General features: G+C 43.5%; 23 protein-coding genes. 16 read left to right on the forward strand and 7 right to left on the reverse strand.

The window, feature by feature from the left end; translation table 11 throughout:
• Window positions 1–44: 44 nt before the first annotated feature.
• The 6 genes from AC13FX_RS08100 to AC13FX_RS08125 all read right to left on the reverse strand — a co-directional run bounded on the left by AC13FX_RS08100 (window position 45) and on the right by AC13FX_RS08125 (window position 5,971).
• Complete coding sequence (locus AC13FX_RS08100) at window positions 45–1,124, reverse strand: AI-2E family transporter (RefSeq protein ID WP_482880043.1); 1,080 nt, start codon at window positions 1,122–1,124, stop codon at window positions 45–47.
• On the reverse strand, window positions 1,121–1,813 hold the full coding sequence (locus tag AC13FX_RS08105; RefSeq protein ID WP_482880044.1) for a regulatory protein RecX: 693 nt from the start codon (window positions 1,811–1,813) through the stop codon (window positions 1,121–1,123). Before AC13FX_RS08105 ends, AC13FX_RS08100 begins: the two co-directional genes overlap by 4 nt.
• Window positions 1,797–2,855 (reverse strand): recombinase RecA, encoded by a 1,059-nt coding sequence (gene recA, locus AC13FX_RS08110; RefSeq protein WP_482880045.1) that lies wholly within the window; start codon window positions 2,853–2,855, stop codon window positions 1,797–1,799. Before recA ends, AC13FX_RS08105 begins: the two co-directional genes overlap by 17 nt.
• A gap of 355 nt (window positions 2,856–3,210) precedes the next feature.
• On the reverse strand, window positions 3,211–4,398 hold the full coding sequence (locus AC13FX_RS08115) for a kynureninase/PvdN C-terminal domain-containing protein (protein WP_482880046.1): 1,188 nt from the start codon (window positions 4,396–4,398) through the stop codon (window positions 3,211–3,213).
• A gap of 93 nt (window positions 4,399–4,491) precedes the next feature.
• A complete protein-coding gene (locus AC13FX_RS08120; RefSeq protein WP_482880047.1) occupies window positions 4,492–5,094 on the reverse strand; it encodes a hypothetical protein in 603 nt (200 codons plus the stop codon).
• 97 nt (window positions 5,095–5,191) lie between these two features.
• Window positions 5,192–5,971, reverse strand: coding sequence for a tryptophan 2,3-dioxygenase (locus AC13FX_RS08125; RefSeq protein WP_482880159.1), 780 nt, complete (start codon window positions 5,969–5,971; stop codon window positions 5,192–5,194).
• A gap of 210 nt (window positions 5,972–6,181) precedes the next feature.
• Here AC13FX_RS08125 and AC13FX_RS08130 point away from each other — a divergent pair, with 210 nt between their 5' ends.
• From AC13FX_RS08130 to AC13FX_RS08190, 13 genes are all read left to right on the forward strand, one after another.
• Entirely contained in the window at window positions 6,182–7,021 is an 840-nt protein-coding gene (locus AC13FX_RS08130) for a hypothetical protein (RefSeq protein ID WP_482880048.1), read from the forward strand.
• 157 nt (window positions 7,022–7,178) lie between these two features.
• Entirely contained in the window at window positions 7,179–7,943 is a 765-nt protein-coding gene (locus AC13FX_RS08135; protein ID WP_482880050.1) for a TatD family hydrolase, read from the forward strand.
• 223 nt (window positions 7,944–8,166) lie between these two features.
• A complete protein-coding gene (locus AC13FX_RS08140) occupies window positions 8,167–8,805 on the forward strand; it encodes a hypothetical protein (protein ID WP_482880051.1) in 639 nt (212 codons plus the stop codon).
• Window positions 8,806–8,981: 176 nt separating this feature from the next.
• Window positions 8,982–9,329, forward strand: a complete 348-nt coding sequence (locus AC13FX_RS08145; protein WP_482880052.1) for a hypothetical protein — start codon at window positions 8,982–8,984, stop codon at window positions 9,327–9,329.
• Between the two features lie 366 nt (window positions 9,330–9,695).
• Window positions 9,696–10,358: a hypothetical protein gene (locus AC13FX_RS08150; protein WP_482880053.1), complete on the forward strand. Its 663-nt coding sequence runs from the start codon at window positions 9,696–9,698 to the stop codon at window positions 10,356–10,358.
• A gap of 350 nt (window positions 10,359–10,708) precedes the next feature.
• Window positions 10,709–12,046 carry a hypothetical protein gene (locus tag AC13FX_RS08155; protein WP_482880054.1) on the forward strand — a complete coding sequence of 446 codons (1,338 nt, stop codon included), beginning with the start codon at window positions 10,709–10,711 and terminating at the stop codon, window positions 12,044–12,046.
• A gap of 277 nt (window positions 12,047–12,323) precedes the next feature.
• Entirely contained in the window at window positions 12,324–13,391 is a 1,068-nt protein-coding gene (locus tag AC13FX_RS08160) for a serine hydrolase domain-containing protein (RefSeq protein WP_482880055.1), read from the forward strand.
• A 268-nt stretch (window positions 13,392–13,659) separates the two neighbouring features.
• Window positions 13,660–14,277 (forward strand): hypothetical protein, encoded by a 618-nt coding sequence (locus AC13FX_RS08165; protein WP_482880056.1) that lies wholly within the window; start codon window positions 13,660–13,662, stop codon window positions 14,275–14,277.
• A gap of 82 nt (window positions 14,278–14,359) precedes the next feature.
• On the forward strand, window positions 14,360–14,782 hold the full coding sequence (locus AC13FX_RS08170) for an SRPBCC family protein (RefSeq protein ID WP_482880057.1): 423 nt from the start codon (window positions 14,360–14,362) through the stop codon (window positions 14,780–14,782).
• Between the two features lie 196 nt (window positions 14,783–14,978).
• On the forward strand, window positions 14,979–15,398 hold the full coding sequence (locus AC13FX_RS08175; protein WP_482880058.1) for a transposase: 420 nt from the start codon (window positions 14,979–14,981) through the stop codon (window positions 15,396–15,398).
• Between the two features lie 401 nt (window positions 15,399–15,799).
• Window positions 15,800–16,330 carry a pyridoxamine 5'-phosphate oxidase family protein gene (locus AC13FX_RS08180; RefSeq protein ID WP_482880059.1) on the forward strand — a complete coding sequence of 177 codons (531 nt, stop codon included), beginning with the start codon at window positions 15,800–15,802 and terminating at the stop codon, window positions 16,328–16,330.
• Window positions 16,331–16,452: 122 nt separating this feature from the next.
• Window positions 16,453–17,433 carry an NAD-dependent epimerase/dehydratase family protein gene (locus AC13FX_RS08185; RefSeq protein ID WP_482880060.1) on the forward strand — a complete coding sequence of 327 codons (981 nt, stop codon included), beginning with the start codon at window positions 16,453–16,455 and terminating at the stop codon, window positions 17,431–17,433.
• 291 nt (window positions 17,434–17,724) lie between these two features.
• Window positions 17,725–19,287, forward strand: coding sequence for an AbgT family transporter (locus AC13FX_RS08190; RefSeq protein WP_482880061.1), 1,563 nt, complete (start codon window positions 17,725–17,727; stop codon window positions 19,285–19,287).
• Between the two features lie 204 nt (window positions 19,288–19,491).
• Here the strand turns inward: AC13FX_RS08190 and AC13FX_RS08195 are convergent, their stop codons facing one another.
• Window positions 19,492–20,235 carry a TMEM164-related integral membrane acyltransferase gene (locus AC13FX_RS08195; RefSeq protein ID WP_482880062.1) on the reverse strand — a complete coding sequence of 248 codons (744 nt, stop codon included), beginning with the start codon at window positions 20,233–20,235 and terminating at the stop codon, window positions 19,492–19,494.
• 171 nt (window positions 20,236–20,406) lie between these two features.
• Between AC13FX_RS08195 and AC13FX_RS08200 the strand changes: the two genes are divergently transcribed.
• The 3 genes from AC13FX_RS08200 (at window position 20,407) to AC13FX_RS08210 (ending at window position 25,392) form a co-directional block, all read left to right on the forward strand.
• Entirely contained in the window at window positions 20,407–21,219 is an 813-nt protein-coding gene (locus AC13FX_RS08200; protein WP_482880063.1) for a hypothetical protein, read from the forward strand.
• 237 nt (window positions 21,220–21,456) lie between these two features.
• A complete protein-coding gene (locus AC13FX_RS08205; protein ID WP_482880064.1) occupies window positions 21,457–21,906 on the forward strand; it encodes an acyl-CoA thioesterase in 450 nt (149 codons plus the stop codon).
• A gap of 258 nt (window positions 21,907–22,164) precedes the next feature.
• Window positions 22,165–25,392, forward strand: coding sequence for a S41 family peptidase (locus AC13FX_RS08210; RefSeq protein ID WP_482880065.1), 3,228 nt, complete (start codon window positions 22,165–22,167; stop codon window positions 25,390–25,392).
• Window positions 25,393–25,409: the final 17 nt, after the last annotated feature.

Consider the following 25,409-nt stretch of genomic DNA (forward strand, 5'->3'; position numbering starts at 1 on the left):
TAGGAAATGTTTAGGTAGTATGAAGAAGAAATCTGTAAATATTTCTAACCAGACGGAGGACCTGATTCTTTCCTGAAGATCTGGTAATTATTGAAACTCCAGTTGATCTGGGTGATCGCGATCTTGATAACCGTGGCCAATGGGATAGCGATCAACATACCAAGTATTCCGGCCGTTTCTGCACCGACCAGAATGATGAACAAAATGGCAACCGGGTGCATATCCGCAGACCTTGAAAAGAGCATCGGTTGAAAGACCAGGTTATCCAGCAGTTGCACTATGAATATGGCCAGCATACAGGCTGCTACCAACGTAAAGTTTCCCGTTTCGATGATGGATACAATAACAGACAGGAAATAGCCAAGTATGGGGCCAAAGTAAGGAATGGTATTGGCAAGCCCTACAGCAATACCAACAGACATGGAATTATCCAATCCGGCAATGCTCAGAAAAGTCCAGGAGGAAAGAGCTACCAAGAAACTTTGCAATAATACGCTGCGGAAATAAAGTCCCAGACGGTTCTCGATCTTATCGATCACTGTGAGAGAGGTTTCAAAATATTTGTTTGGTACAAGACGAAGAAGGTCACGGCGGATCTTACTTCCATCTTTCAGAAAGAAGAAAGCCGCAAAGGGAACAACCAATACAGCTGAAAAGATATTTGTAAAGATACCCAGGGCATCACTGATTATGGTGGATATCTGATTCACATCAAAGAGGTCGTTTGCAATGGCTGTAATATTATCCTCCAGAAAACCATCCGGAAGAAATTCAAACTTATCGAGAAGCTGGTTTTCTACTCTTACCGATATCTGTCTGATGTTCTCCAGGCTAAGTTGTGTGGTCAGTTCGGCCATTTGATTAGCTACGATCGGTATTACGCTGGTAGAAATAAAGCCAAGGATCAGAATAACGGTAAATAAAACCAGGGTTACACCCAAGGTTCGATTCACCCCCGATGACTGAAGGCGATTCACAAATGGATCCAGTACATAGCTCAGGATCATGGCCAAAACCAGAAAGATCACCAGGTTGGAATAGTTATAAACGATCATCAGGCCAACGACAACAGCCGAAAGCCCTATGATAAATTTAATCACTCTGTCCAGTGTGATATTTTTCATTGATCAATGATCGCTAAAAGTTCATCTATGTGTTTGAAAATATGGTCTGAATCGTACCCTTTTCTCAGTAAAAAGTCGAATATCTTTTTCTTACGTTTTTCACCGGGTTCCCGTTGATACCGTTTTTTCTTTTTACTGATCAGGGTGACCATACTTTTTTTTATGTCATCGGCTGCAAATGACCTTTGAATGCAATCCTCTACAATATGTTTCGAAACGCCTTTTTTGAACAATTGAGTACGGATCTTATAGGGCCCCCAATCGTTGAATTCAAACTTATCGGCGGTGTATTTGAGGGCGAATTTTCGGTCGTCTATATATTCTTTTTCCTCGAATTCATCAAGGATCTCTTCAATATAACCGCCGGAATACCCTTTTTTGAAGGCTTTGTCTTTGAGTTCCTTTCGGGAATGATCGCGTCTTGAAAGTATCCTGAAAAAGTATTCCCTGGCTGCCCATCTTTCTTCAGCCTTATCAATCTGGAACAGAAGATCTCGGGTGATGAGCGTTCCTTTTTTTAAATTAAGCTGAGTGAGTGTAGCTTCAGAAACCCCGATCAAAAATTCATTCTGGACAAAGAGAGAGAAACGGGTTGCGTTCTTTTTCTGAACCTGTATCTCGGAAACAGGGGCCGGAAGAAGCTCAAAAGCTTCTTCCGAATACCGCTGATATTTATCCTTCTTCTTCAACCGCTTCTTTTTCTTTCTTCTTATCCTTTTCTTTTTCCGGTTCTTCATCTTCGATGCCCATCAGTTTCTTGCGTACTGTAGCCTCGATCTTCTCGGCGAGTTCAGGATCTTCCTCAAGGAACTGCATGGCGGCATCAGAACCCTGACCGATCGGTTCACCATCATAACGGAACCAGCTGCCGCGCTTCTCAATGATGTCATATTCGACAGCCAGGTCAAGAATTTCTGAAATCCGGGAAATGCCCTTGCCGTACATGATGTTGAATTCTACCACTTTGAAAGGAGGAGCCACCTTGTTCTTGGCTACCTTCACCTTGGTGCGGTTACCGATCACTTCATCACCCTTTTTGATAGAACCGATACGTCTTATATCCAAACGCACGGATGAATAAAATTTCAGTGCGCGTCCACCGGTGGTGGTTTCCGGATTTCCAAACATCACACCTATCTTTTCACGAACCTGGTTGATAAAGATACATGACGTACGACTTTTATTGATGATACCCGTGATCTTACGCATGGCTTGTGACATCAGTCGAGCCTGAAGCCCCATGTGGGAGTCGCCCATTTCACCTTCCAGTTCGGCGCGGGGTACCAGAGCGGCAACAGAATCAACCACCACCACATCCAAAGCTCCTGAGCGGATCAGGGTTTCAGTGATCTCAAGCGCCTGTTCACCGTTATCAGGCTGAGAGACCAGGAGCTCTTCTACATTGATGCCCAGTGCTTTAGCGTATCGGGGATCAAAGGCATGCTCAGCATCGATGAAAGCCGCGTAACCACCGGCCTTTTGAGCCTGTGCGATCACCTGGAGTGCCAGCGTGGTCTTACCACTGGCCTCAGGGCCGTAAATTTCAGTGACCCGGCCACGCGGTATCCCCTGTACTCCAAGGGCATAATCTACCATGATGGATCCGGTTGAGATCACATCAATATCCTGCACGGCCTCAGAGCCAAGCTTCATGATGGTTCCTTTTCCGTGCTGTTTCTCGATCTGCCCGACGGCTATATCCAGGGCTTTGACTCGGTCGTCTTTACTCATAATGTTTACCTGTGTGTTTTGTTATTAAAAATCCTTGTGGCCTGTCCGGTTTGCAGATACCGTTCACCGGTTTTTACTAAAAATTCCAAATATCTTTCAAAGTGTTGATGCAAATATAAGGTGCCCGGGTGACAATCAGTGTCACCCTCAATGAGTCTGTTTTCAATATATGTTCAATATATGTAATTGACAAACTCCCTCATAGGCCAATTATTAAATTCTTTTTGTGAACCTGACTGTTTAGTTAGAGGGCCGGGAAATGAATTCCTTACACCAAAATTTAAAATTCCACTATAAAACAGACTCCTGAACGAAGTTCAAAGCCTAAAAGATCTGGGATCAATGTAAGAAAGGGTCAGTTCAGTTTATTAACGACCAGTTTCAGTTTATCCATGGCCATCCTTATCTGATCAGTGGTGATATATGGTGCCGGGCCAAATCTGAGGATCTCACCTCGGGCATCCGTAAACACACCATTTCCCATAAGGGCAGCTCTTATCTCACGGGCTTTGTGTGAGGTCAGTGATAGAAAACCACCGTTCAGCTCCAATGATCCTTCATGGGTGAGCCGAATGAGAGCCGGATCGAAATCTTTACTCTTGAATTCCTCACGAAGCAGGCTTACCTGTGCTTTATATTGTTCACGCAGAACCTTGGGGGTGAGTTCCATCTCACGGAAAAACTCTACCACTTTTGCTGCCCTGAACTGAGAAGAGGGATCGTAGGTACCACTGGCAAACCGCTGGTTGCCGTTGTCATATTCAACCGTGTCATCATTTCGTGGGTTATCGAGAGAGCTGAAGGCAGCAAACCATCCGGTGATGGCCGGGCGGTAGTCACAGTCTTTAGGAAAACGCAGAAAACAGTTCGCCTCGCCCCACTGCAAATACTTGTATCCCCCGATCAGGATAAAGCAGTCTTCCAGTCCGGCCTCGCGAATGGATAGGGGAACTACATTGGTCCCATGATAATCATCGATCATAACCGGAATACCTTTTTTACGGGCAGCTGCTGCGATCTCGGTCAAATGGGTATTGATCAGGGAGGTTTCAAAATAAACGCGGGAGAGCATCACTGCTGAGGTTCGCTCATCCATTTCCTCAATGATGCGTTCTGCAAAGGTTTCATCGGGTTGAACCGGAACCTGAACAAATTCGAGACCTTCTTCTTCCAGTCGGTGTAGCTGTCGAAACAAAGAATGGAATTCGCCATCTGTGGATATGATCTTAGGCTTATTTTTCAGATCTAAACTACTCATCCAGCTCACAAAAAGGACATGGGTGCTTTCCTCCCGGCAGTAGAATCCATCAGGGTCATCATAAAAGTCGCGCAGGTAATCCCGAAGTATTTCCGTTTTCTCAAAAGCCGTATCCCATTTATTATCTACATCACGGGCACATACATCAAAATATTCGGTTTGACCTTCACGTGCTACATCAGGCCAGGCCTGGTGAGAATGGCCTGTAAAGAGGAGCCGGTTGGCAACGTTGAATCGTGAATAATGTGGAGCAAGTTTATTGGCTAGGCGATCAATTCCTGACATGAATAGTAATTTGGTGATTCTTTTGGGTCTGAAAATAAGTTTCCTTTGGCTTATTGCCTAAAAAGAATCAGATGAACATGCGGCAAAGGAAATTCATTCTTGTTCGCTTGAATTACTGTCAGTCAGATATTTCATCATTGCAAAAGCCATTATCGCGATCACCATCAAATAGACAATAGCTGAAAGGGTATGGGCAGAAGGACTGAAGCCTAATTTTGCAACAAAGTCATCTAGAAATAGAAAGCTTGAAATAGCCAAAACACCAAAGATCAGAAATGCTATGATATCTTTTGCAGAAAGCTTTTGAGATCTTATTTCTTCCTCGTGTTCTTCAAAGGTAGTTTCTTTGAGGATCCAATAACGAGCCCTTATTCGGTCCATTATTACAAAAAGTACTGCGATTTGAATAACAATAACCGGCATTATAAACCAATCAGGCTCAGAACCTATAGTGCTTTCGAGATAGTGAAAAATGATCCAGGTCAGTGCCAAAAGTCCAAGAATGAAAAGGGAATAGACTCGCCAAAAAGGTTTAGTGAATTGAGGGAAGCCGGATTCATTTTTTTTCTGTATTAAAAGTGTGTCACAATGCCGACACCTGAAAAAACCCTGAAGAGCTTTTTTGAAGCTAACCCCTCTCAAATAGAATGTCCCCATGAAACCAACAGGTTCATTACCGCAATTTGGACAATTCATGATAGTACCCCTTTTTTTAGCAAAATAATCTTTTCAAAAACTTAATAAGGCTGAAATATAATATGAAATTGAAATTTCTGCCCCGGTAGCAATGAAATTAAAACTGTGATCTGATTGCCCAGAGATCGGGGAAGATAGGATGATTCAGGGTCTTATGAAGATATTTTGCTCCATCCGAACCACCGGTTCCTTTTTTGGTGCCAATGGTTCTTTCTACCATTTTTACGTGGCGGTATCTCCATTCCTGCAGGCCTTCATCATAATCCACAAAAAGTTCAGCCATCATGGCGGCTTCAGGATCATTTTGCATGGCATCAACCAGGATCTTCTGATGCTCTTCATTGGGTTCGTGGATCAGCCCCTTCTCATTTTCTCTTCGCGGCTGAAGGTCATAGCCCCGGCTGCGTAAATAGGCACATAAACTTTCCCATAAGGTCGATTCCTCCATCCGCTTTTCAAGCACTTCGATGTGTTTGGGTTGATCCTTATGGGCTTCTTTCATGAGCGGAAAACGAAGTCCGCACACGATCTCCATTTCGCGGAATTGCAGTGACTGGAATCCGGACGACTGACCCAGAAACTTTCGGAAGCTGTTGAACTCAAGAGGTGTCATGGTTTCAAGGATATCGATCTGGGACACCATGGTCTTAAGGATGGTCAGCACGCGCCGCATGGTCTTGACGGCTCCCCAGGTATTTCCGGCTTCGAGGTCTTTTCGGAGCTTGCCAAACTCGTGAAGGATCTGCTTGAACCACAGTTCATAGGTCTGATGAATGATGATGAACAGCATCTCGTCATGCTCGGGTGGGTCCGACTTATATTCCTGCAGTTCAGTGAGTTCGTCGATCTTGAGATAGTTGGTGTAGGTCAGGCTCATGGGTTTGTGCATTTGGTTTGGTTGGATGATAGGGAGGAGAGAGAGGAGGTGCAAGGTATTAGGTGTTAGGTTTTAGGTGTTAGGTGTTAGGTGTTAGGTGTTAGTTTTTGTACAAAACCCACTGTTTACTGATAACTGCTCACTGTAAACTGTACAAAAGATTTTCTTTTTTTAAAGAACCCTGAACGCGAAAATTATGTACCATAAGGTATGAATCGATTAATTGCAGATAGTGGGGCGTCAAAAACAGACTGGGTGCTGCTTGGGGAAGGTTCGCCTCAATTCATTCAGACCGAAGGACTTAACCCTCACCTTTTAACATCAGGGGAGTTTTTGAATGTACTTGTCAAGGAATTGAAGCCCAACTTGTTAGGGCGATCAGTTGAGGAAATTCGATTTTTTGGATCCGGTTGTGGAGTGCCCGAAAAGAAAAGGGAAGTGGAGCTGTACCTGAAAGAAGTGTTTGAATTTGCTGAGATCCATGTGGGAACGGATCTGGATGCTGCCGGTATAGCTCTGTTTGGAAAAAAGTCAGGTTTGGTTGGAATTTTGGGAACCGGATCGAGTGCAGCCTTTTTTGATAACGGTAAAGTTGTGGATCAGATGCCTTCAGTCGGATTCCCGGAAGGTGATGAAGGGAGTGGCAGTTACATAGGTAAGCGGATCATGAGATTGTATGCTTCCGGCGAATTACACCGAGACCTTAGATACTACCTGGACCACCATGTGGAAGAAGACATCGAGAAAATGACGCTTATGTTCAAAAAGAACCGGGAGGCCAAGCTATTTGCCTCAGATATTTGCAAGGTGATGGGGCCAAAAGCACATTATCCCCAGATACAACAGATCATTCATGATGGATTTGAGAGCTACCTGAGTAAAGTGAAAGCATACTTCCCGGATAAGGTCACCGAGTATGAAATGAGTTTTGTGGGATCCGTGGCCTCGATATTTGAATCAGAACTTCGGTCAACCTGTCGACAGATGGGGATAGAGTTGGGATCGGTGGTAAGATCGCCGGTGGAGTATTTGGGGCTTTATTTTAGGTGATTGTGTTTAGTGCTTAGTGTTAAGTGTTTAGTGCTTAGTGCTTAGTGTTTAGTGTTTAGTGTTTAGTTTTGAATGTTGAATATGAGATTTTAAATTTTCTGATAACTGATAACTGATAACTGATAACTGATAACTGATAACTGATAACTGTTCTAAAATGATAGATACGCACTCGCACTTGTACCTGGATAAATTTGATGAGGATCGGGAGGCGGTGAACGAGCGGGCTGTGAAGGCCGGAGTGAGGGGGATCTTTTTACCGGCCATAGACTTTGAGTCTATCCCAAAAATGGAAAAACTGCAGCATCCGGGACTTAACTTTTACAAGATGGCAGGTATTCATCCCTGTGATGTACCTGAAGAATTACCCGGAGATCTCGAAGTACAGCTCATGGAATTCTGTTCCCGGGATGACTTCTACGGGGTTGGTGAAACGGGACTGGATTATTACTGGAGTACGGAACGGGTAGAACAGCAAAAAGACAGTTTCAGGATACACTGTAAGGTAGCTAAAGCAGTTGGGAAACCGGTCATCATTCACAACCGGGAAAGTACCGACGATATGCTGGATCTGATAGAGGCAGAGCAGGATGGAAGCCTTACCGGGATCTGGCACTGCTTTAATGGAACGGTAGAGGAAGGCAGGCGAGCCATTGACATGGGGCTTCATCTGGGAATTGGAGGGGTGGTGACCTTTAAAAACGGAGGGGTGGATAAGACCGTAGCTCAGCTTCCCTTGGACAAGATGATCCTGGAAACCGATGCTCCGTATTTGTCGCCCACGCCCAAGCGAGGCAAACGCAATGAGCCCGCCTTCATGAAATATACGGCTGAAAAGTTAGCCGAGATCTTTGGGCTGAGCCTGGAAGTGATCGATACTAAAACTACCGAAACAGCCAGCCGGCTATTCGGGATCTTATAGAAGTTGAATATAATGGATAAGCTGTTATCTTAGATGAACTTATTTCAGTTGATGTTATGCGAATAACTTAGGCGAACGACGGATCGGATAACATCTCAAAAATCACATTATACGTACAAGAAGCAACAGGAAAGCTTGTAAAGGCGGTTTCAGCTCGTTCGCCCTAATAAAACCCTTGTTCGGATAATATTATGTTATACTGCCTAACTTAAATTTCAAATTTATGGAACTTCTTAAAGTACTTATTTGGCCAATAACAGTCTTAATTATTGCTATTATCTTTTTTGTGATTTTCCATAAACCGCTCATAAAATTAATAGAAAGAATTCAATCAATAAAAAGTGGCAAACTTGACCTTAATACATCTTCATCAGCAGAAAAGCAAACTTTGCAGAAGAATGAAAAAAAGTTAAAACTGCAAGAAATTGAGCAGGAATTAAATCTCTTTAACAAAGAAACAAGGGATTATTTTCAAAATCTTATTAAGGAAGAATCTGAATGGAATAAAGCAGGTGGGTATAAAGAAAAATTTGAAATTATGCTTACTTACAGTGAAGCATTACTTACCATATTTTATTTTGAACGCATATATAACCTCATTTTTGGTAGCCAGATTACAGTTTTAAAGAGTTTAAATTCCGTCGAGGGTTTAAAGAAAAATGAAGTAGAAAAGGCTTATAAGGATACTGTACAAAAAACAAATGATGTACTGAAAAATTACCCCTTTGAACAATACCTAAATTATCTAAAGAATAACGGATTAGTTATTGTTGAGAATGACCTTATTAAAATAACATGGCTTGGCAGAGACTTTTTAAAATACCTAATTGATAAAGGATTAACAGACCAACTTCCCAATTAGCCAGTATCGGCAGTATAACAACCGCATTAACGACGGACGCAGTTGCGGCTTTGGTTAATTTTCTTGCCAATGATTGTTCAAATGAGTAGCCTTTTAAAAAATCATGATCCCTGCGCCGGTTATGCGGTAGGTCGTTACCTATACTTAATTACTAAACAATTAAAGAAGATGTAGATATGAAAAAATTACTTTGCATTTCCGTTTTTGCCTCTTTCATCTTCCTTTCCTGCAATAGTAGCGTGGATTCAATTGGTGATGAAAACCTCAACATTACAACAAAAGAATCGGCCGTAATTCTTACAAACAATTCGGATGAGGTTATCCATTACATCCTACTTGAATATGAAACATCCACACTGGTTGATTTAGCTCTTAATGCTGAATGGCTTACTATTGAAGGAAATTCAAAAGTCTCTATTCCATATAGTGAGATAATGGGCTATCAAGAATCATCAGCTGAAGCATTTATTATGTGGGGAATAGAAAAACGAAGTTCAGGAAATTCACTAAAATTCAAGCTGTAGCCGCACAGCTAACAAGGCGTTACTCTTAGGTAAGAGTCAAGAAGTAATAGAAAATACCAGTCATCAGGCACACCTTCTCCATTAATGGGAGTATTCCATTTTAAAACCTTGAGTAATGGGATGGTATTAGGCTATGTTACCTTCTCTGGATGCTGACCCCAATGATTTATATCGGACGCTGATGAGGTACGATCGAACTTGATTGGCAAGAATTAATTTCTCTACTTCAACTAAATCATAATCCCCGCGCCGTTTAAACGCTGGATCGTTAGCGCTCATTCACATTATCATGCTATTTAGTCCCTTCTTTTTACCCGGTTAATTATTTATGGCCCAATAACTTAAAAACTTTTAAAATATTCAGTCATGAAGTTCATCATCAAATTATTTCCCCTACTATTGTTCAGTATCATCCTTCCGTTTTCAATTTCTCAAGCTCAAGACAACGATAAATCAGACCCTTTGCAAAGTGGTTCTAAAGCCCTTCAATTTCAAATTTCAGATAACTTTAATCTGGACTCCTTTTCAGGAACAACTTTTTCCTATAAACGGCAATTATCTGATGTTCATGCTAAGCGGATAGGATTTAGTTTAAACAACAGGTACAACTGGAGAGATTTTCCTGACAGTAATACGAATCAAGAAGCATCAAATCTGGATTTGAATATGGGCATTGATTATACTTGGATGAATTACACAAATCCGCAATCAAATATTAAATTTTATTACGGCTATGGTCCGGGAATAAACTTAGGGTTTGACAAAGGAGTACAGAAAGAAACAGGATTAAAAAACACGAACCAAGAGACTTTCTTTGGGATTTCTGGCTTGGGATATGCTGGTGTCGAATGGTTTTTCCAATCCTCAATGAGTTTACATGCTGAATATCAGGCTTCGATCCAAGTTAATCACAGGCGTGAAAAGATTACAACTGAATTAAATGGGACTGAAAATGTAAATAGATCCAACAGTACAAGTATAAGCCTCGGTGGAGACGGAGTAAGGTTTGGATTATCAGTATATTTTTAGGACTGAGCACTGACCCACCAATTAAGTGTGATGTGCCTCGCCTGGTCTTGTCAGCTTTTGACCTCGTGACGTAGCTCCGCTGCGTCATGCATAATCGAGGCTCTGCCTCACATTCATTATATGAGGCTTCGGTATTTTCATTAGCAACCTGCCGTATCCATAGTTGGAGGCGGAGCCTCAGTGGGGCATTCCGCAGCAGAGCGGCGGAACGAGACAAAGGGTTCCTCCAAATTACAAGGCGTTTTATTTCGAACGCGGACGGGGTTCGATGGAACTTGATTGGCAGGAATTAATTTCGCTATTTCAGACAACTCATAATCCCCCGCACGTTTTCCTTTAGTCCGAGCCAAATGCTTCATTCAACCACACTACCCTATATTCGTAATTTCAAGAAGAAACAACGAAATACCGCAACCCCGGTTTGTCTGATAGTACTTTTATGGTTCTGTGCAGCTGTGCATCCGGTGGCAGCACAGGAGGTCGAAATGGGAACGCCCACACGGTTAGCCCTCTTCCTCGACTGTGATTTCTGCGATGAGACCTTCATACGGCAGGAGATGCCCTACCTGGACCACGTCCGTGACCGTGAAGTCGCTGATGTTCATGTTCTCGTCACCCGGGAGGGCACAGGATCCGGTGGTGAGGCACAGATCATCGATGTTATCGGCCTGGGTATATTCGAAGGGCTGGATTTCTCGACCGTCTTCAACACACCTGCCAACACCACCGAGGCCGAAGAGCGGAACGGTTTCCTCCGAACCCTCGAAGCCGCACTCGTGCCGTACCTGATCCAAACCCCCATACGAGATCGATTGCGTGTGAACATTGCGCCGTCCGAAGTGGACGCTGTTGATCAGACGCAAATAACGGAAGACCCCTGGAACCACTGGACGATCGAGACCTATGCTGACGGCAGCGCCGACTTCGAGTCCAGTCAGCGCTCTTTCGATACCCGATACGGGGTGTACGTCAGCCGGGTGACTGAGGACTGGAAGCTTCAGTTCCGACCCTTCTTTAACTACAACTACGATCAATTTGAACGTGAGGAAGGAACGATCACCAGCACGGCCCGACGCGATGGATTTACCAGCTATGCCGTACGAAGCACCTCGCCGCACTGGTCGGCCGGTGCATACGGTGATATATTTACCTCGACGTTCTCTAACGTAGACTGGCGCTACCGTTTCATGGGTGCAGTGGAGTGGAACCTCTACCCATACCGCGAAGCGAATCGGAGACAGCTGACGGTTGCCTATCGCCTGGGCGCCTCGCACATCACCTATCGAGACACTACGATCTATAATGAAATCGAACAAGTGCTTCCACAGCACCTACTCAACGCAGGGTACGAAGTTGTTCAGCCATGGGGAGGGATCGAAATTGGCGTTAATGCCTCGCAGTATCTCCACGATCTGTCTCATAACAGTCTTCAATTTGATGCAGAGTTCGAAGTACGTATCACAAGAGGGCTATCTGTCGAGGTTGGTGGCTTCCTTGAACTCATCCACGATCAGATCAACCTCCCAAGGGGTAACGCAGACCTCGAAGATGTGCTCCTGCGACGCAGACAGCTCGAAACCAACTATGAGGCGGGTATCAGCTTTGGATTCCGCTACCGCTTCGGCTCGCTGCTCAACAATGTCGTCAACCCGCGCTTTGGAGGCATTGGTAACCGGGACAGATTTTGACTCACGAATGAGATTTTGGGTTTCAAAGTTGCTGATATTAATTATTTGACGGTTTATTAACTCATAGTCTTCGCATACACTGTGTGCTGGACCGTTAGCCTGGTTCCCAACGTCCTCGTTGGGAATGCGACTCAGGACCTCCCGGTCCGCGTGGAATAAGCTCTGCATGATTAACCTGATCTTATATTACAAGCAGTGGCGTTTTGATATTTTTTGAAACCCAACCCACAACAGGGCGTAAGGGTCTTCCAAGTCAAACCATCATCTAACCCAGCCTATGCGTTCTGTTATTTACATCCTGCTTATTTGGTTCACTCTTTCTGATATTGCTTTCGCACAACAAGACAGTTTTCACAAGATCTCTCCTGAAGAAGCAGGATTCATACCCGACAGCCTGGATGCACTGACAGACTTTCTGCAAACCTCAGGTACCTCATCCATGGTAATGGCATATGATGGGAAGATATTTTTTGAATGGGGCGACATTCATCAAAAGCACACGATCCATTCCATTCGAAAGCCGATGCTAAATTCGTTATATGGTATTTATGTGGAAAAGGGAGTGATCGATACCAGCCTGACCCTTGATGATCTAAACATCGATGATATTGAACCGGGGCTTACAGAAACCGAGAAAAGTGCCCGAATTGCCGATCTTCTTAAGTCACGATCCGGAGTCTATCACAAGGCTGCTGCCGTATCTGAAGGGATGGCGGCTCAAAAGCCTGAAAGAGGAAGTCACAAGCCAAACGAGTCTTATTACTATAACAACTGGGATTTCAATGTGCTTGGATCGATCTTCGAACAGCTAACAGGTAGATCCATTTATCAAGCTTTCTATGAGGATGTTGCCGTGCCTATTGGGATGAAGCAATACACAGGAACCTACGATACATTAAATCTTGAAGATGATATTTCCTCCATACCCGATACTGATGGATTTTATCAGTTTGAAAGAGATAAATCAAAATATCCGGCCTATCATTTTCGAATGTCGGCTCATGATATGGCCCTTTATGGAACGCTTTATTTGAATAATGGCAAATGGGATGGTGAACAGATCATCCCAGAAGATTGGATCGAAGCCAGTACGAGATCATATTCCGTGACGAATGAGTACATGGACTTTGGGTATGGGATGCTATGGAATGTGATCAACCAAAATAAGGAACGGACATCTAAATCGTTTTTCCATACCGGAACCGGGATCCATATGCTGGCCGTGTATCCTGCTTCTAAATTTGTATTAGTTCATCGTGTAAATACCGAAGAAGAGTATAATTTTCCTCTGGAAGATCTCTATAAGGTTATCTCGTTGGTTTTTGCAGCTCAAAAGGATCTGTAATGGTTGGCTATTTCAGAGAAGTCGTTGAGTGATCCATGGTTCAAAGAAAACAGAATCACGATTCATCGATGGACCGATAGATCGAATTGCGAACGAGTGTGAAGTCGAACGCAGGCAGGGTTTTCTGTAAAGCTTGTGGGCAACAAAAATATTCAGTTACTTCAACAAATATGAACACCTTCCTTGCTTAAACGCCGGGTCATAAAGCTAAGCCTATTAATACGCTTTAGGTATAAAATTTATCCCTGAACATTAGAAAGTGGAAGCTATGAAATTTAATACAAAAAAAAGTGCAGCTTACCTGTGGTCTTTGGGATCCTTCCTGTTTTTTGTAGCAATAATATTGTTTGTTTTTGTCTATCAACCATCCTCGGGAACTAATACTGATAAAACTAACCAGATCATAAGTGATTGGGCTTTGGTTTCTACAATTTGGAGAATTGAAACAATTGCTGCGGTACTTTTAGCTGTCTCTTCGTGGTATTTTGCAACCATAAGGCATAGTATCAACTGGATATTTATTGCCTTTGCTCATATAACAATGATAATTATGTATGCCAGTATGCTCGGTTCATATCCGGTAGCGACAGAATTTTATAGTGAGTCTCCTAATTTATTCCCAATGGTCAATGAAACAGCTGTATGGGTTTTTGGCCTTAGTAACTTGTTGTTTCTAACCGGAATGACAGGAATTTACTTCACGAGTGAAATTTTAACTAAGTGGATCAGCTGGATGGGAACTCTATTAAGCTTGATAGGTGCAATAGGTTCATTAGCTTTATTTTTCGATTTGGTGACATTTGAGGATCTAAGTATAGGAGGGCCTTTAATCCTATTACTTTATCTTCTAAATACCTATCTGGGCCTTAAACTTGTCAAAGATTAAAGCCATTGATCTCTTTTTGACCGGCCGCACATTAGTTGAACACGGATGTATTTGAAATACTAATACCAACCAAGGAGGATATATGGAGATCTCCATAGAAACAACTATCGATGCCCCGATAAAACGAGTTTGGGATGCCTGGATAACGCCTGAGGATATAATGAGGTGGAATTTTGCGTCAAACGATTGGTGCTGTCCGCGTGCAAGTATTGATCTCCGGGTCGGCGGAAAATTCAACTATCGCATGGAAGCAAAAGACGGTTCAATGGGATTCGATTTTGAAGGGGCTTTTACGGCCATCAATGAACCTTACAGCATTGAGTTTAAGTTAGATGATGATCGTAAAGTGAAGGTCGACCTCAATGATACAGGACAAGGAATTCGTGTTGTTGAAACCTTCGAAGCAGATGATGAATATTCTGCAGAGCAACAACGAGAGGGGTGGCAAAACATTCTGAACAACTTCAAAAGCCATGTTGAAAATTCGGAAAAACGGAAAGTCTGACAGGATCAATAGCTTAATGATCTTATATCGCTAAACTTGTTCCCAACGGGGACGTTGGGAGTGAGTTCATAATGGATATGTAGGGTGAATTAGGCTTAAATACTATTTTCTACCTCGTTCCCAACCGCCCGGTTGGGAATGCAGTGTAGGACCTCCCGGTCCACATGAAAAAATATTTGTAAGGAATTTTCTTTTCATGGCTCTTACCCATAAAAAAGAATACATGGGGCGCAGCAGGTATAAATTTTACGAAGAGCACTATCCGTATTTTGTCACAAGCACTTTATTGGAAGAATCGCCATTGTTTACAAAGCCGGCACTGGCTCAAATTATGTTGGATCAATTTGAATTTCAGCAACGCGAAAGAAAAGTAACGTTGTATGCCTTTGTGCTTATGTCTAATCACTTTCATTTGGTGGTTGAGGGCGAAGATCTGTCAAATAAGTTAAGACTGGCAAAATCCTATACGGCCAGGCAAATATTAGAAGTGATGGAACGACATGGTCACATCAGATGGCTAAAAAAGTTAAAAAAGAATAAACGCAGCTATAAAAGGGGGACGTACTTATCAGGTTTGGCAGGAAGGACTGCATCCAAAACAGCTGAAATCGGTTAGAATGGTAAATCAAAAAATTGGATATATACACGCTAATCCGGTTAAAAGTGGTTATGTAGATATGGAAACGAGTTGGAGGTACTCTTCTGCGAAAAATTATGCTGGAGAAGAGGGGGCTTATTCAGGTTTCTTTGTTTAGTGGTTAGTTCAGATCTGTGTATTGACTGGGACCGGGAGGTCCCGTGTGGCGTCCCCAACAGGGAGGTTGGGAACGAGGAGGAGGAAGGTAGGAATGAGTCAGAGGGATAGTTGGGGATTGGGTAAGGAGAGGGAAAAATATTTATATTCAACAGGTCTGAGCTCCAATGAGTGAGGTCTGATACCTAAAACTTGAACTTTTTACGCAAGTCATCCACCTGATGTTAAAACATATTCTCTCTCTAATAGTGTTTTCTCTGGCAATGCTATCCTGTAATACAGATACATCCGATCAATTTGATGAAAATGATGCGGCGATCCCTCCACGGGAAGAACTGTACTCATCAGCTGAGCGGGATGAAATTATTTCAGCAGTCCGTGCGATCATCAAAGCTGATCCGGTGGCGGCCTTTGTATCGGTAGATCCATTGGGTCGCCCACGTGTTCGAAGTGTCAATACATCAAGTCCGGACAGTACAATGACCATTTGGGTCGCTACACGGCCGGGAACCCGCAAAGTGGATCAAGTTCGGGGCAATCCCAATGTAACCCTTTACTATAACATGGATCAGCAGGGGAGTTATGTGAGTATCATGGGGCAGGCAGTTCTTCATGAAAACCGCCGGTTCATAGAGGCTAATAATCCATTCAGTGAACAGTGGACCGATCAGTTTTTTCCTGATTTTCCGGAAAATATGGTACTGATCGAAATTAAGCCTGTTTGGATGGAGATTATGGGACAAGGTATTTCCGCTTCAGAGGAGACCTGGAGACCTCAGGCAGTTACATTTTAAGGGTTTGGTGAGTTCGTTTGCTTGTTTAAGATATTTAGGCGTTTATATATGGGCTTCCATGAATAATCCTTACTTAAAGGATGTGGTTCAAAATGAAACAACTTTAACAACACTAAATACATATGAGATCATTTGAAGGGGTACAGATTCTTGTAACAGGTGCTACCGGTTTTGTTGGCTCTCGGTTGACAGAATTACTTTCCACAAATGAAAAGGCAAAAGTTACAGGTACAGGAAGAAACCTGGATCGGGTATCTTATTTAAGTAAACATGGGGTAGATCTTCAGGCTGTCGATCTAATGAATGCGGATGGTCTCAAAGAACTTGTTAAAGGGAAAGAGATCGTTTTTCATACAGCTGCCATTTTAGGCTCTGATCCGGAAGTCGCACAAATAGTGAATGTTGAAGCTACTGAAACATTGGTGAAAATGGCGGGTGAATCCGGTGTGAAGCGCTTTGTACATGTCAGCACGGTCGGAGCTTGCGATATGGCAGGCCTGAATGTGGTGGATGAAACAGCTCCTTTGGCATTGGATCATTCCTCAACCTATCCAAGAACAAAAGCAGAAGCAGAAATACGAGCCACTGAGGTAGCAAAACAATTTGATATGGAATTATCGATCGTCAGGCCCAGTATGATCTATGGACCGGGTCATGGAGTGTGGTCAGAGGACATGTTCAGGAATGTACTTAAAGGGAAACCGGTCATGTTAGGAGATGGGTCTGCTCATTTCAATCCCGTGTATATCGATGATGTGGCTGACGCCCTAATTCTCTGTGCAAAGCATTCTCATGCAGCCGGAGAGGTTTTTAATGTATCGGCTGAGACTACCACCTGGAAAGAATTTATGGGTCATTATTCAGACCTGAGTGGTAAAAACCTTAAAAGTGTACCAATCTTCGTTGCCCGCCTTATGGCATTCGCTAATAAAATACCGGGTATATCCACCCCGATCGATCGGGGCTTTATTGAGATGGCCACCTCTCAAAATGAATTTCCCCATCAAAAAGCGACCGAGCTCATAGGTTGGGAACCAAAGGTGCCATACGAGGAAGGGATGAAAAGAACGGTCAAATGGCTTGAAAAAGAATTTCTCGCTTAATGATCATTGCACTTGTGCAGGCTAAGTCCAATATACTTAGTAAAAGACTGGCATCGTGTAGGTTAGTTGATCGGGGTAGAGCTTTCTTTTGGCGAAACTACAGGGAAAATGTTAATGGTCGTCAATAGAATTGAGGATCGCCGATAGATCAAACTGCGATTTTGATCATTTCCGGTCTCGGTTAAGGACAAAAAGATATCTGAATGTTAATTAGCGCTGCGAATAAATTTCTCTTGCCAATTCTTTGAAAGGGCTTATTTTTAGCAAAATTTTAAATAATGAAAGTCTCAAATGAACACCAAAGCTGATCCTTCCAAACCCTCATTGTTCAACCGGTTCCTAAATGCAATAGAGAAAAGTGGGAATAAACTTCCCGATCCGGCCATACTTTTTCTTTATTTGATGCTATTTGTCTGGGTGTTATCAGCGGTGCTTTCACCTATCGATTTTGGAGAGGTTCACCCACTGACAGGGGAAGAACTTAAGGTTAAAAACCTTTTAACCGGTTCGGCCCTGGCTAATTTTCTTGCTACGATGGTCACCACCTTTACATCCTTTGCTCCTCTGGGTATTGTATTGGTAGCCATGCTGGGGGTAGGGGTTGCTGAAAATTCGGGATGGATCGATGCCGGATTGAAAAAGCTGTTGAATGTCACTCCTAAAATGCTTCTCACACCCATGTTGATCCTTATCTCGATCGTGAGTCACACCGCGGCCGATGCCGGGTATATTCTGGTTATACCGTTGGGTGGGGTGATCTTTTATGCAGCAGGCCGGCACCCGTTGGCGGGTATTGCGGCGGCCTTTGCGGGGGTGTCGGGAGGATTTTCTGCCAACTTTATTCCATCGGCCATTGATCCCCTGATCATGAGCTTTACCCTGGAAGCAGCGAGGATCCTGGATCCTGATATTGTTCTGAATCCGCTTAACAACATTTATTTCACCGGTATTTCTTCAATTTTGATCGTTCTGGTCGGGTGGTTTGTGACGGATAAGATCGTGGAGCCTCGCTTATCGAAAACCAAAGTGGACGGGGACGAAGAAGAAATGCCTCAAATGGAGGAGGTTTCGGGTAGGGAAAGTCGTGCTTTTTGGATGGGATTTTTTGCCATGATCCTGGGTATCATAGGTTTGATCTTGTGGGCCATTCCGGCTGATTCAGCCCTTCGTGGTCCCGATATGGTTGATCCTGAGGTCATGTCACTGACGTCGTTCAATGCCCCTCTGATGCAGGCCATTGTTCCCCTGATCTTTATTTTTCTGCTTATTCCCGGGGTAGTTTATGGTATTGCCTCCGGTAAATATTCCAGTTCCAAGGATATGATCGACAACATGTCCAAATCGATGCAAAGCATGGGTTACTATATTGTGATGGCCTTTTTCTGTGCCCTTTTTATTGATGCTTTCTCTGAGTCTAATATTGGACTATTGGTGGCTTTAGAAGGGGCACAGTTCCTGCAATCCCTGGCTTTACCCGGACAGATAACCATTGTAGGGATCATTATTTTGAGTGCCTTTGTGAACTTGCTGGTGGGATCTGCCTCTGCCAAGTGGGCTCTTATTGCTCCTATTTTTGTCCCCATGCTGATGCAACTGGGGATCTCACCTGACCTGACTCAGGCGGCCTATCGCGTGGGAGATTCCGTATCCAATATCATCACCCCACTGCTGCCGTATTTCCCGCTGGTGGTCGTATTCTGTCAGCGCTATGTGAAGGATACCGGTATTGGAACACTCATATCGATGATGCTTCCGTATTCCATCATCTTTGGCATCTCATGGACCATTTTCCTACTTGTGTATTGGTGGATCGGTATTCCTTTGAGTTTTGAAGCCAGCTATGTGTATCCGTAGCCTAATGGATTTGTAGATGTTAGGTAAATCGAGGACAAAATATTAAACATTTTCCTGCACGACCCCTTCAGGGCCTTCATCTTAACCAACATTGTCATAGAATTAAATGACATCTACAGGAATGGCAGAGGTCATAAAGTAGCAGTCTTTTGTTCAGTGGTTTTGAAGAGCAGGATCTTGACTTCACAGTCACTGAATAAACCGCTAATTCCGGCTTCTTTCAGCGACTAAGTTCTGCGTATCGGTTAACCTGGATCGGATCCATTTGAAAAGTCCGTACACCATCACTGACCACACCACAAGAATTACTTCCAGGACCAAAATATAAGTTGGCCATGCCGGGAGGATGCTGAAGAAGGTGGTGCCCGGCGGTTTGGCCATCAGGTACATATAGTTGCTGTTCAGGATCAGGTTGAGTCCATAGATGATGGCGGCTGCCACGTTCAACCAACCCACTGTGCGAAACAGATCATTGCGCTTGAGGTCCCATTTCCAGATCACAGCCGGATATAAAGCCAATAACACAAGCCCCATATGCACCATCCAGTATCGGATGGCATCATAATGAAATAAAGAAAATTCTACGGATGGGGTTAGGTTCGCCTGTGATACACCCAGTACGATCCAAAAGAACACGGTTCCCCACACTTTTCGGCTGCCGGTGGCATATACCCATATGAGTATAAAAGGGAGAAAATTGCACAAATGAAGAGGGATATCATTTTGCGGGTCAAAGGTTCCGAGATAGAGATTCAAAGGGACCTTTAATAGCTGTGTTGCTGATAACAGGATAGCAAGTCCAAGTAGCGTACGTTGCTGAATTGATTTAGGTCTTGATCTCAATAAACGAAAAAACAGATAGCTGCCGAACAAAAAAGCAGTAAGCAGGAGATAATGCTCCGTATCGTATGCAGCAAATATGTGGGTGGTTTCAAAAAGCGAATTCAAGGGAAAATGCGGTGCTGGTTATTAAGACAAATTGCTAATAACTGAAAATTTGATCCCAAATAAAAGAGGATACGGTTCTAATAATAATTAGCTATATATGTATTTGGAGAATAAACGTAACCGGAAGTTTATTTATCCGTATTCTCGTCAAAACATAGCTGGATGTGATTTATGAAACTGTATGATAGAAAAGAAATTAGCGCGATCCTCAAAAAAGCTACTGAAAATTCTTTAAGAGATGGGCAGGAACCACAATTGGGGTTATCTCTTGATGAATTACGACAAATCGGGTCGGAAGTGGGAATTGATCCAAAACAAATTGAGAAAGCGGTCACAGAAATTGAAATGAACTCCAATAGGAGTGAAACAGGTTTCTGGGGAGGACCATTTTCATACAACAGTCAGGTTTTGATTGATGGTGAAATATCAGTTTCTCAATGGCAAGAGATGTTATTCTCCATCCGTGGCTTTTTTCAGTCGAAAGGAACAGTGTCGACACGGGGTTCCGTTTTTGAGTGGAGCTCACCATGGGGAACCACTAATTCGGCACAAGTCACTGCTTTCAAAGATAAGGGGAAAACCAGGCTCAGTGTGAATTGGAATGGGCCATTGACTGCGATTCCGTTTTATATACCCGTGCCACTCGTTGCTATTGCCTCCATATTCTTTGCATCCGAGTTTTTAGCTATTGGTGCAGTTCCTGGAATGATATTTACTTTACTGGCAACAGGATTTACATTTCTGGCCGGAAGATGGGCACTCCGTAGACATCTTGATAAGGGGTTTGAAAAATTACAAAAAATGGTCTCTGATCTGGAGTTGATAGCTGATAAAAAAACGACGAAGTCAGAATTGGATACGGTTGATATGGTGGGTAAGAATGAGGAAAGCTTGACAAATAACCCATTATTAAACATTGATGAGGCAGAAGGTATCAATAATGGACATATCAAAAAGTCTCCTAAACACCGTGGCAGATCATGATCAGTGATACAAGCATGACGTGTGATATCACCGATATCATCCAAAATAGAAGGGTATATAATTCACTTGAACAGTTATTTGCACATAAATAACCTAACGATGTTGAATGTTGGCAGTCTTGTACCTCTAATGACTGAGTGTCTTAGTTCATGAACCACCCATAATATGATTACGATCTGTCATTATATATATTCAGATTCCCGGTATGCTTTTAGCCGTTCAACTTAAATTTCCGAGATGCAAACATACAGCAAAGTCTTTGAGGTGATATGGGCAAACATGGATCCCAATAACCATATGCGTCATTCAGTATACAACGATCATGCTGCCCAGACACGGGTTGGCATGTTCTCTGAATTTGACCTTCCCATATCTGAGATCGGCCTTTTGGGGTATGGGCCGATACTGTTCAGGGAGGAGACGACCTTCCAGAGAGAGATACATTTAATGGAGATGATAACGGTCACTTGTGCTTTATCAAAAATGCGGCGAGACGGCTCCCGATGGAGCTTCTTGCATGAAATTTTCAAAGGTGATGAGAATGGCATCAAGGCAGCACAGATCATTGTTGATGGAGCCTGGCTGAATCTGGAAAGTCGAAAATTGGGCACCATCCCGGAGTTACCCGGGGTAATGAACCGGTTCCCACGAACACCTGATTTCGAGTGGCTGCCAGACCAGACATAAATGATTCCAGATCGATCATGCTCAAATTTCAAAAGGGTGCATCTGGTGTGTGCGATCTTCCACGTGTATCTATCTCTTATTTAGGCACCCTTCAAAGTCATTGGCAGGATCCATATCCTGATGGGAGTAACAGCCATGATCTGTTTCAAGTAATGAAAGAAGCGATCAATTTTCTCAGATTAAACAATCCTTTACAGTGAAAAAATGTACATTAGGCCAAATATTGGATTTTTTACCACCATAACAACACATTATACCATGAAAAGATCACTGATTGTATTCTTAATAGCTCTTTTTAGTACGGCAGTTTTTGCCCAGGAAAACCCAAAGTGGTTACGTTACCCAAGTATATCACCCGATGGAACCACGATCGCATTTACTTACAAGGGAGACCTTTATTCGGTTCCTGCTTCCGGTGGAAATGCGACCCAGCTTACATTTCACGAGGCACACGATTATATGCCGGTGTGGAGTAAGGACGGGTCAAAACTAGCCTTTGCCTCCGATAGATACGGCAATTTTGATATTTATGTAATGGATGCCATGGGGGGCGAGGCTACACGTCTGACCTATCATTCAAATGACGAAAGTCCCTATACCTTTGGCCAGGGTGATACGGCCGTTTTGTTTGGAGCAGTACGACAGGATCTTGCCAGTCACCGTCAGTATCCAACCGGTTCTCAACCTGAATTATATAGTGTACCGGTATCCGGTGGTCAGGTTGATCAGGTGTTTACCGTGCCGGCTGAGTACGTTCAACTGAGTTCAGACGGAACGACCATGCTCTATCACGATAAAAAGGGGGGAGAAAATGAATGGAGAAAACATCACACATCCTCAATAACACGTGATATATGGACCTATGATACTGAAACCGGTGAGCACACCATGATCACCTCGTTCGAGGGAGAAGATCGTCAGCCAATTTTTACAGAAGATGAACAGGCTATGTATTTCCTGAGTGAACGTGCCGGTAATTTCAATGTCTTTAAGAAAAGCCTGACGAATAATGGTGCAGCAGAACAACTAACCGATTTTGATATACATCCGGTTCGGTTTTTAAGCATGGGTAATGGAACCCTTGCTTTCGGGTACGATGGTGAGCTTTATACCATGAAGGAAGGGACCGATCCGGTTAAAGTTCAGGTTACGGTTCGAACCCAGGCGAAAGCCAATGAGGATAAATTTATTACCATTAACGGGGGTGTGGAAGAAATGGCGATCTCACCTGATGGAAAGGAAATTGCCTTTATAGCCCGCGGAGAGGTGTTTGTAACCTCTGTAGACGGTGCCATGACCAAACGAATTACCGACACTCCGGAAACAGAAGCTCATATAACTTTTGCACCGGACGGTGAAAAAGTGGTATATGCTTCTGAGCGTAACGGAAAGTGGAGTATTTACCAGACCGAGATCGTAAGAGATGAAGAAGAACCCTTCTTCTTTGCTTCCAGTTTGTTGAAAGAAACTGCCCTGATTGAAACTGAAGAGGGTAATTATCTGCCTAGATTTTCGCCTGATGGCAACCAAATTGCGTACGTAGCAGGCAGAAGAACGATCAGGGTGAAAGACCTGGGATCAGGAGAAACGACCGACCTGATGACACCTGAAGAGCTGTTCCATATGAGAGATGGAGATAAATACTATCGCTGGAGTCCGGATAGCAAGTGGTTATTAGTTGAGTGGGGTAAGTTGCTGAATAACAGCGAAGTGTTACTTCTTTCAGCTGATGGTGAGAAACGCTATGACCTGACCCAGAGCGGATATTATGATTATTCACCCAAATGGATGAACGAAGGTAAGCAAATGATCTGGTTCAGCAATGAGGATGGCCTCAAAAGCTATGCTACCAGTGGCAGTTTTCAGAGTGATGTATTTACCATGTTCTTTGAGCAGGAGGCCTGGGATAAATTCAATATGAGTGAAGAAGACTTCAAGCTCATGCAGGAGATAGAGAAGGTCAATAAGGCAGATACTGAAGAGGATGAGGACAAAGAAGATGAAGAAAAAGACAGTGAAGAAGTAGAAGACCTCAGCATTGATTTTGACAGAATGAAGGATTGGACCAAAAAGCTGACCATTCATTCCAGTAATATGTCTGATGCCACATTATCCAAAGAAGGGGACAAACTTTATTACCTGGCCCGTTTTGAAGATAATTACAATTTATGGGAGACGGACCTGAGAACCCGTGAAACCAAGATGGCTATTAAACTGAATACCGGTGGGGGCAGCCTTAACTGGGATAAGGATATGGAAAACCTGTATCTGTTGAGTCGTGGCCGTATCTCCAAGCTGGACCTATCGGAAGGCAGTTCTAAAGGGATCGAAATTGCCGGTGAAATGGATTTTGATGCCACAGAAGAACGACAGACCATGCTGGATCACATCTATATACGTACTAAAAATATATTTTATGAACCCACTTTCCATGGCAATGACTGGGACATGCTTTATGAAGAGTACCAAAAATATGTACCATACATAGGTAATTCCTACGAGTTTGCTGAAATGGTTTCAGAGTTGTTGGGCGAGCTGAATGTATCTCATGCCGGTGCAGGTTACAGCAGCAGTATTGAAAATGCTGATGCTACAGCTTCACTGGGAATATTCATGGATTATGACCACGAAGGTAGTGGGATCAGGATAATGGAAGTGCTGAAGGGTGGTCCACTGGATAAAGCTGACCTCGAGGTTAAACCCGGAGAGATCATTCAAAGTATTGACGGTGAGCTGATCACACAGGACCGTGATGTAGCATCTTATCTCAATCGTAAAGCAGGTAGATATACCTTGTTGGAGATCACCGATGAGGAGGGTAAGAATGCTCGTCAGGTACGGATAAAGCCTATAAGTTTAGGTGAGGAACGTGGATTGCTATACGAACGCTTTGTGAAGATCAATGCTGAAGAAGTCAAAAATAGATCAAATGGAAAACTTGGATATGTTCATATTCCGGGAATGAGTGACGGACCGTACCGTGATATCTACAAAGATATGCTGGGTAAGTATTATGATACTGAAGCAATGATCGTTGATACCCGCTTCAATGGTGGCGGTGACCTGGTAGCCGATCTGGTCATGTTCTTTTCCGGTGAAGATTTCATTACCTATGCCACCGCAAGAAAGGCAGTGGGAGGAGAGCCGACCTCCAGGTGGACCAAGCCAACCCTGACCCTATTCAATGAGTCCAATTATTCTGATGGACACTGTTATGCACAGGGTTATAAGGATATGGAGCTCGGACTTTCAGTGGGTATGCCGGTTCCGGGTACTTGTAGTTTTGCCGGATGGGAGGGGCTTCCCAATGGCAGTTACTGGGGAGTGGTACCGGTGAGTGCCAAGAACAAAGCCGGTGAATGGATGGAAAACAACCAAACCGAACCGGATATCAAGGTGAAAAATCAGCCTGAGGTGATCTCAGCAGGCAGGGATCAACAGCTTGAAAGAGCCATTGAAGAGCTTATGAAGCAGGTGAATGAATAGTAACTGTTTCAGTAGTG

The sequence above is a fragment of the Gracilimonas sp. B-17 genome, from assembly GCF_056857935.1.